The organism is Variovorax sp. 679 (assembly GCF_003952185.1).
GTDB lineage: Bacteria > Pseudomonadota > Gammaproteobacteria > Burkholderiales > Burkholderiaceae_C > Variovorax.
Genome location: NZ_RXFS01000006.1, coordinates 165,110 through 177,352 on the forward strand (window position 1 = coordinate 165,110; position 12,243 = coordinate 177,352).

At 66.2% G+C, this 12,243-nt stretch carries 14 protein-coding genes and 1 riboswitch; of the genes, 5 read left to right on the top strand and 9 right to left on the bottom strand.

The window, feature by feature from the left end:
• Window positions 1-6: 6 nt before the first annotated feature.
• A complete protein-coding gene (locus EJO71_RS16595) occupies window positions 7-504 on the bottom strand; it encodes a GNAT family N-acetyltransferase (RefSeq protein ID WP_125949971.1) in 498 nt (165 codons plus the stop codon).
• Window positions 505-551: 47 nt separating this feature from the next.
• Between EJO71_RS16595 and EJO71_RS16600 the strand changes: the two genes are divergently transcribed.
• Entirely contained in the window at window positions 552-1,220 is a 669-nt protein-coding gene (locus EJO71_RS16600; protein ID WP_125949970.1) for a DedA family protein, read from the top strand.
• A gap of 77 nt (window positions 1,221-1,297) precedes the next feature.
• Here the strand turns inward: EJO71_RS16600 and EJO71_RS16605 are convergent, their stop codons facing one another.
• From EJO71_RS16605 to tsaE, 3 genes are all read right to left on the bottom strand, one after another.
• Window positions 1,298-1,585, bottom strand: coding sequence for a glycine zipper domain-containing protein (locus tag EJO71_RS16605; protein ID WP_125949969.1), 288 nt, complete (start codon window positions 1,583-1,585; stop codon window positions 1,298-1,300).
• Between the two features lie 154 nt (window positions 1,586-1,739).
• Entirely contained in the window at window positions 1,740-3,191 is a 1,452-nt protein-coding gene (locus tag EJO71_RS16610) for an N-acetylmuramoyl-L-alanine amidase (protein WP_125949968.1), read from the bottom strand.
• A complete protein-coding gene (tsaE, locus tag EJO71_RS16615) occupies window positions 3,188-3,694 on the bottom strand; it encodes a tRNA (adenosine(37)-N6)-threonylcarbamoyltransferase complex ATPase subunit type 1 TsaE (RefSeq protein ID WP_125949967.1) in 507 nt (168 codons plus the stop codon). Before tsaE ends, EJO71_RS16610 begins: the two co-directional genes overlap by 4 nt.
• Between tsaE and queG the strand changes: the two genes are divergently transcribed.
• Window positions 3,680-4,753 (top strand): tRNA epoxyqueuosine(34) reductase QueG, encoded by a 1,074-nt coding sequence (queG, locus tag EJO71_RS16620; RefSeq protein ID WP_171022566.1) that lies wholly within the window; start codon window positions 3,680-3,682, stop codon window positions 4,751-4,753. The genes tsaE and queG overlap by 15 nt on opposite strands.
• A 4-nt stretch (window positions 4,754-4,757) precedes the next feature.
• Here the strand turns inward: queG and arsC are convergent, their stop codons facing one another.
• The 5 genes from arsC to EJO71_RS16645 all read right to left on the bottom strand — a co-directional run bounded on the left by arsC (window position 4,758) and on the right by EJO71_RS16645 (window position 10,305).
• Entirely contained in the window at window positions 4,758-5,138 is a 381-nt protein-coding gene (gene arsC / locus EJO71_RS16625; RefSeq protein WP_125949966.1) for an arsenate reductase (glutaredoxin), read from the bottom strand.
• A gap of 24 nt (window positions 5,139-5,162) precedes the next feature.
• Window positions 5,163-5,846 carry a glutathione S-transferase family protein gene (locus EJO71_RS16630; protein ID WP_125949965.1) on the bottom strand — a complete coding sequence of 228 codons (684 nt, stop codon included), beginning with the start codon at window positions 5,844-5,846 and terminating at the stop codon, window positions 5,163-5,165.
• 40 nt (window positions 5,847-5,886) lie between these two features.
• Complete coding sequence (locus EJO71_RS16635) at window positions 5,887-6,399, bottom strand: 6,7-dimethyl-8-ribityllumazine synthase (RefSeq protein ID WP_125949964.1); 513 nt, start codon at window positions 6,397-6,399, stop codon at window positions 5,887-5,889.
• Between the two features lie 100 nt (window positions 6,400-6,499).
• Window positions 6,500-6,660, bottom strand: a riboswitch (FMN riboswitch).
• Between the two features lie 98 nt (window positions 6,661-6,758).
• The gene (locus tag EJO71_RS16640; protein WP_125949963.1) at window positions 6,759-8,945 is read right to left on the bottom strand and encodes a TonB-dependent siderophore receptor; all 2,187 of its coding nucleotides are present in this window, start codon (window positions 8,943-8,945) and stop codon (window positions 6,759-6,761) included.
• 268 nt (window positions 8,946-9,213) lie between these two features.
• Window positions 9,214-10,305 carry a crosslink repair DNA glycosylase YcaQ family protein gene (locus tag EJO71_RS16645; RefSeq protein ID WP_125949962.1) on the bottom strand — a complete coding sequence of 364 codons (1,092 nt, stop codon included), beginning with the start codon at window positions 10,303-10,305 and terminating at the stop codon, window positions 9,214-9,216.
• A gap of 483 nt (window positions 10,306-10,788) precedes the next feature.
• Here EJO71_RS16645 and EJO71_RS34605 point away from each other — a divergent pair, with 483 nt between their 5' ends.
• From EJO71_RS34605 to EJO71_RS16660, 3 genes are all read left to right on the top strand, one after another.
• Window positions 10,789-11,058, top strand: a complete 270-nt coding sequence (locus EJO71_RS34605) for a hypothetical protein (RefSeq protein WP_125949961.1) — start codon at window positions 10,789-10,791, stop codon at window positions 11,056-11,058.
• Window positions 11,059-11,326: 268 nt separating this feature from the next.
• Window positions 11,327-11,800 (top strand): hypothetical protein, encoded by a 474-nt coding sequence (locus EJO71_RS16655; protein WP_125949960.1) that lies wholly within the window; start codon window positions 11,327-11,329, stop codon window positions 11,798-11,800.
• A gap of 109 nt (window positions 11,801-11,909) precedes the next feature.
• Window positions 11,910-12,149 (top strand): hypothetical protein, encoded by a 240-nt coding sequence (locus tag EJO71_RS16660; protein ID WP_125949959.1) that lies wholly within the window; start codon window positions 11,910-11,912, stop codon window positions 12,147-12,149.
• The last annotated feature ends 94 nt before the right edge of the window (window positions 12,150-12,243 follow it).

The following is a 12,243-nucleotide window of genomic DNA, read 5'->3' on the forward strand; positions in this document are numbered from 1 at the left end:
TGGTTGTCAGGGCTGTCGCAGCTGCTTGAACATGACGTAGGCATCGACGTAGCCGTGCTTCGGGTGCCTGAATGCGCCGGGCAGCGTGCCGACGATGGCGAAGCCCAGCTTGCGCCACAGGTGCACGGCGCCTTCGTTGGTGGACACCACGAAGTTGAACTGCATCGCGCTGAAGCCCATGCGCAGGGCCTCCTGCTGCGAGTGTTCGCAAAGCGCCGACGCCACGCCCAGGCCGCGTGCGGCATCGGACACGACGTAGCCGCAATTGCTTACGTGCGAGCCCTGGCCAGGCTGGTTGGGCCGGATGGCGTAGGTGCCGAGCACCGTGCCCTCGTCGTTGCACGCGACGAAAGTTGCCGTGGGCACCTGGGTCCACGAGTGGCGTGCCTGCTCCTCGGTTACGTCGGGTGGATAGGTGTAGGTGTCGGCGCGTCGGAAGGTGGGTTCCAGAACGGACCAGATGGCAGGCCAGTCCGCATCGGTGGCGGCGCGTATGTGCAGCATGGGGTGATTCAGGGTGCGTTCGGTTTCAGCAAGGATAATCCGCGCCCATGGAAATCATCAGCTTTCTCGTCGACTTCATCCTCCACGTCGACAAGCATCTCGAGCAGTTCGTCATTGCCTACGGCCCGTGGGTCTATGCGTTGCTCTTCCTCATCGTCTTCGTCGAGACCGGTGCGGTGGTGATGCCGTTCCTGCCGGGAGACTCGCTGCTCTTCATCGTCGGCGCGCTGTGCGGCGCGGGGCTCATGAGCTATCCGCTGGCCTGCGGAATACTGATTGCCGCCGCGATCCTTGGCGACCAGTGCAACTACTCGATCGGCCGCTACTTCGGGCCGAAGGTTTTCCAGTGGGAGAACTCGCGCTTCTTCAACCGCAAGGCCTTCGACCAGGCGCATTCCTTCTACGAGCGCTATGGCGGCATCACGATCATCCTGGCGCGCTTCATGCCCTTCATTCGCACTTTCGCCCCGTTCGTGGCTGGTGTGGCCGAGATGAACCGCGCGAAGTTCACCATGTTCAACGTGGTCGGCGCGCTGATCTGGGTGCTGGGCATTGCGACGGCGGGCTACTTCTTCGGCAACCTGCCGTTCGTGCGCCAGCATCTGGACAAGATCATCTGGGCGCTGATCTTCGTGCCGGGGCTGCTGGCGATCTACGGTGCTTGGCGCGCCTCGAAGGCCGAGAAGGCGCGCGAGGCGCAGGCTTCGCAGGCCTGAAACTGCTTCTTCCGATCAACCATGAAAAAAGCGCGCCACCGGCGCGCTTTTTCGTTCAGGCCCGTTCAGGCCGCATCTCAGTAGTTCGGTCCGTTGCCCGGGTAGTAGCCGCTGCCACGCGGATAGCGCTGCTGGTTGTAGTAGTTGCGTTCGTCGGCATTGCGGCCGATCTGATTGCCGATGATGCCGCCGATGGCTGCGCCACCCAGCGTGCTTCCGGTGTTGCCGCCGATGGCATTGCCCACCAGTGCGCCGCCCACGGCACCCACGCCGGTGCCAAGGTTCTGGTTGGGGCCGCTCGCGCAGCCCGCGATCGTCATGACCGAGGTGGCTGCTGCGGCAGCGATCCAGAGACGTGTGTTCATGATGTCCACCTTTCGAGGAGTGATGGGTCAATCATGTCCAGAAGGCCCCCGCGCGCTGTGTAGGAACCTGCCGCGCCTGCCTGTGCGCTCTCTTGGGTCGCGCGGCGTGGGACAGCAGTGCACGCTTTGGCTTTACAAAAGCCAAAGCGTGAAATCACAGCTGCCGGCTGCGCGCGAGCGGCGGGTTCTGCGCGAAGTAGCGCTGGATGCCGCGCATCAGCGCATCGGCCAGGTTCTCCTGGTAGTCGACGCGGCGCAGGTTGGCTTCTTCTTCCGGGTTGCTGATGAAGGCGGTTTCCACCAGCACGCTGGGAATGTCGGGTGCCTTCAGCACCGCGAAGCCGGCCTGCTCGACCGAGCCCTTGTGCAGCCGTGCGCCGATGCCCTTGATCTCGCCGAGCATCGCGCCGCCGAGTTTCAGGCTGTCGTTGATCTGTGCGGTGGTGCTCATGTCGAGCAGCGCGCGCTGCACCTGTGCTTCATGGGTGCCCACGTTCACGCCGCCAACGCGGTCGGCGTCGTTTTCCTTGTTGGCCAGCCAGCGCGCCGCGCTGCTCGAGGCGCCGCTCTGGCTCAGCGCGAACACGCTGGCGCCGCGCGCGGCGGGCGTGGTGAAGGCGTCGGCATGGATGCTCACGAACAGGTCGGCCTGCACGCGCCGCGCCTTCTGCACGCGCACGCCCAGCGGCACGAAGAAGTCGGCGTCGCGCGTGAGAAAGGCGCGCATCGGGCTGCCGTTCACGCTGCTCGCGTTGATGCGCTGGCGCAGGCGGTGCGCGACCTGCAGCACGATGTCCTTCTCGCGCGTACCGTTGGGGCCGATGGCGCCGGGGTCTTCGCCGCCGTGGCCAGGGTCGAGCGCCACGATGATGATGCGGTCGGTGCGGTTGGCCGTGGCGGCAACCGGTGGGGGCGGCGGAGCGGGCGGTGTAGCGGGCCTGACGGGCGCGGTGGCCACCACGGGAGGCGGCGGCAGCGAAGGCCTGTCGCCGCCGGTCATTGCGGCGGGCGGCGGCGATTGCGGGCCGGGGCGCATCGACTGCTGCGCCATCAGGTCGCCGAGCGGATCGGCGGCCGGCGCAGTCGCCACCGCCGGTGGCGCACCCGTGGAGCCGCCGCCCGTGGAGCGGGGCGCATCGCGCAGGCGTTCGGCGATCAGCGCTTCCATCGGGTCGACTGCCTGCTCGGGATACAGGTCGAGCACCAGCCTGTGCTTGTACGCGGCGACGGGCGCGAGCGAGAACACCTGCGGCACCACGGCCTGCTTCAGGTCGAACACGATGCGCACCACCTTCGGCGCGTTCTGCCCGACGCGCAGGCCGTTGATGTACGGGTCGCCCGGCTTGATCTTGCCGACCAGCTCGCGTAGCTCGGGGTTGAGATCGATGCCCTCGATGTCGACGGCGAGCCGCGGCGGGCTGCCCACCACGAGCTGTTGCGAATTGAGCCGTGCGTCGGACTCGATGGTCACGCGCGTGTAGTCGGCGGCAGGCCATACGCGCACTGCGAGGATGGTGGCTCCGCGCGCGATCTGGTGCACGCCGAGCATCAGCGCGATGCTGCCGCCCTGCAGCAGCACGCGCCGTTTCAGGCCGGCCGCCTTCATGCGGCGATGCGCGCCAGCAGATCGCTGCCGCGAGGGGTGTTCGCGAGGAGGGTCACGCTGCGAGTGTCGTCAGTCATTGCTTCTATTTTAATAGCGAGGTCGGCAATTGGTGTGCGGCCCGCGGCGTTCTCCGGCCACTCGGCCAGCTTGAGGCCCGGCCCGGCGAAGATGTCGCGGAAGCCGGCGTCGTCCCATTCGCGCGGGTCGGCGAAGCGATAGAAGTCGAAATGGAAGATCTGCAGCCCGTCGGGCGCCTCGTGAGGTTCGACCACCGCGTAGGTGGGGCTCTTGATGCGCCCGGTGATGCCCAGGGCACGCAGCAGATGGCGTACGAAAGTGGTCTTGCCGGCACCGAGGTCGCCGTGAAGCGCGATGAAGGCGTCGCGCAATGCGGGCGAGGATGCGAGGGCCACCGCGAAAGCGTCGGTGTCGTCCTCGCTGCGCCAGCGCAGGGTGCGGGCGTTCTGGGTCGTTTCTACAATCGGCAAGTGATCGTCAGCCATCCACTCGTTGTTCGTATTCAGGCCTTGGCCCGGGAACTCGGATTCTCCCAAATCGGAATCGCGGGCGTCGATTTATCGAGCGCCGAGGCCGGTCTGATGCAATGGCTGGCCCATGGGTTCCATGGCGAGATGCAATACATGGAAACGCACGGCACGCGCCGCGCACGGCCGGCCGAGCTGGTGCCGGGCACGGTGAGCGTGATCACCGCGCGCATGGACTACCTGCCGCGCAGCACCAGCCCCGAGTGGCAGACCGTCGAATTCGACCGCCTCAAGCGGCCGGGCGAGGCCATCGTCTCGGTCTATGCGCGGGGCCGCGACTATCACAAGGTGCTGCGCAACCGGCTCGCGAAGCTGGCCGAGCGCATCGCCGAGGAGGTCGGCCCCTTCGGCCACCGCGCCTTCACCGACTCGGCCCCGGTGCTCGAGGCCGAACTGGCTTCCCGCAGCGGCCAAGGCTGGCGCGGCAAGCACACGCTGGTGCTCGACCGCGACGCGGGCTCGATGTTCTTCCTGGGCGAGATCTACGTCGACATGGAACTACCGCCGAGCGAGCCTGTCACCGCGCATTGCGGCAGCTGCAGCGCCTGCATCGACGTGTGCCCGACGCAGGCCATCATCGCGCCGAAGAGGCTGGATGCGCGGCGCTGCATCTCGTACCTCACCATCGAGCACGGCGGGCCCATTCCGATCGAGCTGCGCCCGCTGATGGCCAACCGCATCTACGGCTGCGACGACTGCCAGCTGATCTGCCCCTGGAACAAGTTCGCGAAGAAGAGCACGCTGCCCGACTTCGACGCGCGGGAAGAGCTCACGGGGCGCACGCTGGCCGATCTCTTCGCGTGGACCGAGCAAGACTTTCTGCGCCGCACCGAAGGCAGCCCGATCCGTCGCATCGGGCATGAGCGCTGGCTGCGCAACGTCGCCGTGGCGCTGGGCAACGCGGCGAGGGCGGGAGAGGGCGGTGCGAAAGAGGCGCTGGCAACCCGTGCCGGACATCCGAGCGAACTGGTGCGCGAGCACGTCGCCTGGGGTCTCGCGCAAGAGGCCGCGAGCTGAGGCCTCAGGCCGGCAGGATCTCGCGCACGCGTTCCCACGGCCGGCACATCAGCGTGCCGCGCGGCGACACCACGATGGGCCGCTGCAGCAGGATCGGGTGCTCGACGATGAAGTCGAAGAGCTGGTCGTCGGTCCATTTCGTGTCGGCCAGCTTCAGCTCTTCGTAAGGTGCCTCCTTGGTGCGCAGCAGTTCGCGCGCGCCCATGCCCATGGCCTTCGCAAGCTCGCGCAGCTTCTTCTTCGAGGGCGGTGTTTCAAGATAGAGAACGATCTCGGGCTCCACGCCGCTTTCGCGGATCAACGACAGCACGTTGCGCGAGGTGCTGCAGTTGGGCTTGTGGTAGATCGTCATCGGGTAGACGGTGGTCGGTGTGCGTGCAGTCATGGTGTCGATGATAGGCAACAGGGTTCAGCTCCCGGAGCTGTTCGGTTCCGTCGTGAAAGGAAAGCGCGCCGCCCAGAATTCCGCCAGCCTCGGGTCTGCATCGACGCGTCGCACCACCCGCGTCATGCGGGGCGCCACGCGATAGAAGCGCCTGCGGCCCGGCGTCCAGCGCGACAGCACGGTCACGTACAGGTCGAGCATGCTGAGCTTCTCGCCGAGAAGGTAGGGCGCGGGCTCGTCGATCTGCGTGTCCATCAGGTGCCAGCAATGCGCGATGCGTTCGGCGCTTCGTTCGAGCATCGCGGGCTGCGCGGCCGGGTCGGGCACGAGGCGCGAGGGCTCGTCGCGCACCCAGAGCAGCGAGTAGATGGCGGCAGGCAGGTAGACCATCCAGCGCAGGTAGCGCGAGCGCAGCGGGTCGTTGGGCGCGGGGCAGAGTCCGGCTTCGGGATAGCGGTCGCCGAGCCAGATCAGGATGGCCGCGCTCTCGGTCATCACCTCGCCAGAAGGCAGCACGAGCGCGGGCACCTGCCGCATCGGGTTGATGCCCGACACGCGCTCGCGCTCGGCTTCGCTTTCCCAGGTGGCGATGTCGACGGTCTCGACCTGCGCGCCGATCAGCGTCAGCGCGGCGTGTATGGGTGTTGCGCCCGAGCCGGGTGCGCCGTAGAGGGTGTAGCGGTCTTCGTGTGCGAATGTGGATGGCATCCGCGCAGGTTACGCAGGCCGGCCCCCGTTGTCACGTAGGTCAGGTGGCCAGCAGCGCGTCGACTTTCTTCAGGGCTTCGAGCGTCTTGAAGCAGGCCTCTGCCACTTCCGTGCCCTTGATCGCGAAGTGGCGGTGGAAATACTTGCGGTGCTCCACATGCTCGTGGAAGTGATGCGGCGTGAGCACTGCCGAGAAGATCGGCACGTCGGTCTCCAGCTGCAGCGACATTAGCGTGCTGACCACCGTGTTCGCGACGAACTCGTGGCGGTAGATACCACCATCGACCACCAGCGCGCAGCCGATGATGGCCGCGTACTTGCCCGAGTTGGCGAGCCGCTTGGCGTGCAGCGGAATCTCGAAGGCGCCGGGCACGTCGAAGATGTCGATGAGATCGCGTGCCACGCCGAGGCGGTCCATCTCCTCGAGGAAGGCGTCGCGCGCCTGATGGACGATGTCGGAATGCCACTGCGCCTCGACGAATGCGATGCGCGTGCCGCGTGGTGAACCCGACGCGGTGACGGCGGAAAGGGGAAGGTCGTTGATCTGACTCATGGTGTGCCTCTTGAAAGCAGGTTTCCTGAATCAGGGCGCACGAAACCGCAAGGCCGCTCGCGCGCCAGCACAAAGCGAAGCGCGCGGGCAAGCCCGCATTTCGCGCTCTCTTTCATCCGGACTGTGACCGTCGGCTTCGGAATCGCACCGAAATCTGCTGACCCCGAAGCTCGTTGCAAGCTTCGGGCGCTCGCGGGCTTGTGCGGCCTTGCGACCGCCATCACCGCCGGTGGGGAGTTTCACCCCGCCCTGAGAACGCTTGCCGCCCGGCGAGCCGGACAGCGGGGCGATTCTAGGAGCCAGTCGGGGCGCGGGTCTGTCGCCCGCGCGCCAGACCTTCGACCCAGCGGGGATTTTCTTCAGAAGCGATACGCGGCCGCCGCAGTCACGGTACGCCGCTGGCCGTAGAAGCAGTCGCCGCGCGCGAGGCAGGTGGTGAGCTGCACCTTGTCGGTCAGGTTGCCCACGTTGAGCGACAGGCGCAGCGGGCCGTTGTCCCACGCGAACATCGCGTCCAGCAGCGTCACCGAGGGCACGGGGTTGGCGTCCATGCCGTCCCACGACTTGCCCAGGTAGCGCACACCGCCGCCCACCGAAAAGCCGGGCACGCCGCCGATCGAGAAGCGCCGCATCAGCCAGGCCGAGGCCGTGTGCTTCGGCACGCCCGAGATGCGCTTGCCCAGGTCGGTGCCGTTGCTGCGCGAGACGCGCGCGTCGGTGTAGGCGTACGAGGCGACCCAGTCCCACTCGCGCCCGATGCTGCCCTTGTATTCGAGCTCCAGCCCCTTCACGTGCACCTCGCCGAGCTGCACGCTGTTGAGCGGGTTGGTCGGGTCGGTGGTCTTGCGGTTGGTGTCGCGCAGGTCGTACACCGCGGCCATGAACGAGGTGCGCTGGCCTTCGGGCTCCCACTTCACGCCGGCTTCCCATTGCTTGCCGCGCTGCGGCTTGAAGGGCGTGTTGTTCACGTCGGCGCCGCCCAGCGGTAGGAACGACTCGGCATAGCTCAGGTACGGCGCCCAGCCGCCGTCGGCCAGGTAGACCAGCCCGGCGCGCTTGGTGGTGGCCTTGTCGTCGACCGCCACGGCGGGGCGGCCCTCCGTGTCGGTGGTGGCCCTGTCGTGGCGCAGGCCCAGCAGGCCGATCCAGCGACCGTACTTGACCTGGTCCTGCACGTAGATGCCGGCCTGCTTCTGCAGCACCGCGGGCTGGCGCGTGAGGAACGCGGGCGGCGTGTAGTTGCCGTAGACCGGCGCGTACACGTCGAGCGCGCCCGCGCGGCCGCGGCCGGTGGACTGCGAGGTCTCGTTGCGCTGGAAGTCCGCGCCGACGAGCAGCGTGTGCTCCACCGCGCCGGTCTTGAAGTGCGCCTCGGCCTGGTTGTCGATCAGCAGCATCTTGCCGCCGTTGAGCTGGACGATCAGGTCGCGCTCGATGGTGCGCTGGTCTGCGTTGAACACCGGGCGTGCCGGGCGGCCGGTGAGCCGGTTGGCCGTGAAGCTGGTGTAGGAGGAGTTGTAGACCACCTTGCTCTCGGTCGAGCGCAGGTTCTGCCTGAAGGTCCAGGTGTCGTTCAGGCGGTGGCTGAACAGGTAGCCCAGCGAGGTGTTGCGCGTGTCGTAGCGGTCGAAGCCCGGTTCGCCCGTGAAGGTCGAGGTGGGGATCTGTCCGTAGAGCGACGGCAGCAGCGTGCCCTGCCAAGGGAAGAAGCCGATCATCGAGCCGCTCTTGTCCTTCTGGTAGAGCGCCTGCAGCGTGAGCGAGGTGTCGGCGTTCGGGCGCCAGGTGAGCGAGGGCGCGAGCACGATGCGGTCGTCGGGCACGTGGTCGACCTGCGTGCCGCTGTCGCGGTTGATGGCTACGAGGCGGTAGAGCCACTTGCCCTCGGCGTCGATGGGGCCGGTGAAATCGGCCGTGACCTGCTTGCGGTTGTTGTTGCCCAGTTGCACCTGCACTTCGCGCTGCAGCTCGGCCTGCGGACGCTTCGACACCAGGTTCAGCACGCCGCCGATGCCACCTTGCCCGTAGAGCACAGAAGAGGGCCCGCGCAGCAGTTCGACGCGCTCCAGCGTGTACGGATCGGGGCGGGTGGTGTTGTAAGTGCCGTAGCTGCGCTGCAGCCCGTCGAGGTACTGGATGGCGTCGCCGCCGCGCACCTTGAACGAGTCGACGCGGCTGTCGAAGTAGCTCGACACCACGCCGGCCGTGTAGTTGGTGGTTTCGCGCAGCGTGAGCGCGCCCTGGGCTTCCATCTGGTCGCGCGTGACCACCGAGATGGCCTGTGGCGTTTCGATCAGCGGCGTGTCGGTCTTGGTGGCGGAGCCGCCGCGCCTTGCGACGAAGCCCGTCACCGGGCCGGTCGCGGTTTCGCCCGGATCGCCCGATACGGTGATGGTGGGCAGGGCCTTTCGGGTCTCCGCGGAATCGTCCTTTTCCTCGGCGTAAGCCGGTACGGCGGCGCTCAGCGCCACGGCGGTGGCCGCGAGCGTGGCGCGGCGGGTATGTGAAATGCGCCAAGCCGGGCGGCGATGCTTCTTCGATGTCATGTGCAGCTTCTCCTGTGTCCTGCGTTTGAGGGGAGTGGCTGCGGCAAGCGCCCGGTGCGGGCGTGCCATGGCTTCTCTGATCCGTTTCGGTTCGATCCGGACGAGCGCAACCGGCAGCTCGCTTCGGGCTGGCGGCCGATGGTCTTTATGGGTTCTTGTTGCGTCGTCGCGGGCAGCCGTTGCGGCTGCGGTCTTCGTTCCTTCGAAGACGGCTTGCGCGCCCGTTGCGGGCGGCTGGCTGAGCGGCGCGATTATAGGAAGAAAGGCATCAGCGTCCGGCGAGGAACTGCGTCATGCGCTGCAGTTCGTCGTCGAGCGCCGCGCGGAAGGTCGCATCGCGCGGCTTCTTGCCGGCATACCCGAAGGCTGGCTGCAGCCTGCCCTCGGGCGCGCTCACGTTCGCCCAGCCGATCACGCGGTCGTGCCACAGCATTGGCAGCGCGTAGTAGCCGAACTGGCGCTTGGGCGCGGGCGTGTAGGCCTCGAACTTGTAGGTCCAGTCCCAGAGCAGTTCGAAGCGGCGGCGGTCCCACACCACCGGGTCGAAGGGCGCGAGCAGGCGCACTTCGTCGTCGGGCGCATGGCGGCGCGAGGCCGGGTTCTCGTCGGCGGGCCAGTACCAGGTCGTGCCGTCGATGCTGCAGCTTGCAAGCTCTTCACGCGCGATGCGCAGCGCCGCCTGCGTCTGCGCTGCGAGATGCGGTGCACCGTAGCCGAGCAGGCGCACGAGGTAGGTGAGGCTCGAGGCCGGCAGCGGCGCGTACTTGCGCACCACCAGCTCGATCAATGCCGCCGCGCGGCGAGCGCGGCCGGCGGGGCTGTCGTCGGCCGGCTCGTGCGTCACCGCCTCGTAGACGCGCGTGCCGCTGTCGCGCCGCACCACGCGCAGCATGCCGCGGTAGTGCATCTCGTCGAGCAGGTGCGTGGTCGCGTTGCTGGAGCCGCCCCAGTAGTTCTTGATGCGGCCGTGCGCGAAGTGCTGCTCCACCTGGCGCGGGTGCACCGGTCCATGCTCCTGCACGTAGGCGAGCACGTCGGCCGCCTTGCGCCGCGTGTCGGCGTCCCATGCGCGCTTGGCCTCGCGCGGATGCATCAGCGCCAGATGCTCGCGCGGCAGGAAGCCGTAGTTGACGAGGCAGTCTTCCTCGACAGCAAGGCGGGTGTAGCGGCTTTCGAGATCGCCCGCGCGGTAGTCCTTCACGCGGTGGCGCAGCGTCAGGTCTTGCGCGCGAGCAGGGGCGCGGATGGGGTCGGCCTGCACGAAGCCGAGCTGGCGGATCGCCGCGGGCAACGTCGTGGGCTTGAAGAGGGTGCGCGCCACTGCGTAGCGGCGCAGGTCGTCGAGGGTCGGGGCTGGCATCAGCGGATTGCAGCACAGGCGGCGGACTTTCGCTTTGCTGCGTGGTGCGTTGGGCGTCGGGCTCTGTTGTCGTTCAGGGCGCGCTCACGCCGACGGGGTGCCTTGCTCCGCGAATGTCCTCCGCCCTTCGGGCTCCCCCTTTACTTCGCTGCGCAAGGCGCCCCATCGGCGTGAGCGTTCAGCGCTGCTGCGGAAGCTGTATTTGTTGGCAGTCTTCGCGACTTCGTGCTGTAGCAGCGGCTGCTTTGCCGGGTTCTTCTCTAGAGTGAATGCCCCTGTCACTCAACACCCCACCAAGGGGAGCAGAAAGGCGCCACCCACCCAACTCAACCCGATGTTCGAAGGCTGCTTGCCTCGCGGCAGGTTGTCGGTGCGAAAGCAGCGATGCAGATGCGAGGTATCAAAAGGCGACGGCCAGGGTGTTACTAGCACCCCAGCCGTCTAACCAAGTTCGTGCAACAACCTTGGAAGGAACGCACAAAAATGGCTACCAAGACTATAGCCCGGCCGACTACGCCGGTAGCTTCCGCAGAAACCGCCCAAGACCCGGCGGATCTTCTTGAAAACACACTCTCTCAGCTTGAAGCGTTACTGTGGGTTTGCCACGGGGAAGACATCGAATGGTGCAGCGGTGATGGGCCTCGACGACTGGACAACCTGCTTTGGCTTGCGGCGGAACTGGCGCGCAAGGCTGGAGAGCTGTTTCAGATGAGCGAGAAGGCGCGATGTGGGGCGCCTGAGACTGGCGGTTAGCGGCCGGTCCGCGGGCTGCGGATTTCGCGGCCCGCCTGAGGCCTTCGTGGTGAAGGGAATTCGGGGCGATTGAAGTTTGCGGGGTAGGGTTCGATGGCCGCTATGTGGTCCGAGCTGATTGGCGACGGACAAGGCGAGCATCTGCTTTGCAGCGATTGCCGAAGTCCCAGGGCCTCGTGCGAATAGATACTATCGGGCAACAGGAGGCGTTCGACCGTGTCGCGGAATTCGTAAGGAAGCGGACGTTTGCGGCGAGGAAAAGGCAACGATGTTTGAGTATCGAGTCACCAAGTACGACCCAGCCGTCCGACTGAGTGGAGGAACCTACAACGAGTGGACCTCCTTCAGCGACGTTGGTGCCACCTTCGACGGAACAGTTCTAACCCGAGCGACGTACGAAAAGGTCGAGACGGCGTACATCTCCGTCGCCATGGCATTCCTTCGAGAAGCGAACGTCGGTTCCCTGGCAGTTCGAGGGCTGGAGTACCGAAAGAAAGGGAAGCGGCCCTACCCGGAAGGCGCTTGCCTCACGGTGATGGATGTCGGGACAATCATGACCGAAGTGCTCCGCGAGGAGTTCTGGTGCAGGCTTGAGGGCGATAGAGGGTTCATCCACTTTGGGTGGGACTACTACATGTACATAGGGGTCGCATCAGCGTGTCCTGAAGCGCAAGAGCTGGCGATGAAGGTTGGCCTGTTCGTTGAGGAAATGCGTTCGCCCTATCACGCTGACGTCGAATAGACGGAAAGTGGACAAGGCCGGGGTGGGGGCGCCGAGCGCAGCGGGGCGTCAGCTTGCGCGTAAACGCAGGTGGTACGGTTCGGCCAGAAGCAGACATCTCGCCAAGACCATGAACATGAAGCAAACACGTCTAACCTGGCTTGTGAGTATGGGATACGCCTTGATTGTCCTAGGCATTCTTCTGCTGTTGCCGCTTGGCGATCTTCTGCCAGTCAATCTGCTTGGCGGTGCGCATCATTACTACCGCGTGGTCCCGACCGAGCACAGCTGGCTCATGGAAGCATTGTTGATTGGACTCGGTATGCTGTTGGTATTAGTTTGCCGAGCGCTGCGCGACAAAGGCCAGTGATGACTAGGACAGGATCCGGCCACAACCTGACACTCACCGGTGCTACAGAATGCGACCGTGAGCGAGCATCCGATCCGGTCCTGCCTATCAACGA

Excerpts from the sequence above, each read along its gene's own strand:
- EJO71_RS16595 (WP_125949971.1), bottom strand. The coding sequence starts at position 504 with ATGCTGCACATACGCGCCGCCACCGATGCGGACTGGCCTGCCATCTGG.
- EJO71_RS16610 (WP_125949968.1), bottom strand. The coding sequence starts at position 3,191 with ATGAAGGCGGCCGGCCTGAAACGGCGCGTGCTGCTGCAGGGCGGCAGC.
- EJO71_RS16655 (WP_125949960.1), top strand. The coding sequence starts at position 11,327 with ATGTTTGAGTATCGAGTCACCAAGTACGACCCAGCCGTCCGACTGAGT.
- arsC (WP_125949966.1), bottom strand. The coding sequence starts at position 5,138 with ATGACTGCACGCACACCGACCACCGTCTACCCGATGACGATCTACCAC.
- tsaE (WP_125949967.1), bottom strand. The coding sequence starts at position 3,694 with ATGGCTGACGATCACTTGCCGATTGTAGAAACGACCCAGAACGCCCGC.
- EJO71_RS16645 (WP_125949962.1), bottom strand. The coding sequence starts at position 10,305 with ATGCCAGCCCCGACCCTCGACGACCTGCGCCGCTACGCAGTGGCGCGC.
- EJO71_RS16600 (WP_125949970.1), top strand. The coding sequence starts at position 552 with ATGGAAATCATCAGCTTTCTCGTCGACTTCATCCTCCACGTCGACAAG.
- EJO71_RS16605 (WP_125949969.1), bottom strand. The coding sequence starts at position 1,585 with ATGAACACACGTCTCTGGATCGCTGCCGCAGCAGCCACCTCGGTCATG.
- EJO71_RS16635 (WP_125949964.1), bottom strand. The coding sequence starts at position 6,399 with ATGAGTCAGATCAACGACCTTCCCCTTTCCGCCGTCACCGCGTCGGGT.
- EJO71_RS16640 (WP_125949963.1), bottom strand. The coding sequence starts at position 8,945 with ATGACATCGAAGAAGCATCGCCGCCCGGCTTGGCGCATTTCACATACC.
- EJO71_RS16630 (WP_125949965.1), bottom strand. The coding sequence starts at position 5,846 with ATGCCATCCACATTCGCACACGAAGACCGCTACACCCTCTACGGCGCA.
- EJO71_RS34605 (WP_125949961.1), top strand. The coding sequence starts at position 10,789 with ATGGCTACCAAGACTATAGCCCGGCCGACTACGCCGGTAGCTTCCGCA.
- EJO71_RS16660 (WP_125949959.1), top strand. The coding sequence starts at position 11,910 with ATGAACATGAAGCAAACACGTCTAACCTGGCTTGTGAGTATGGGATAC.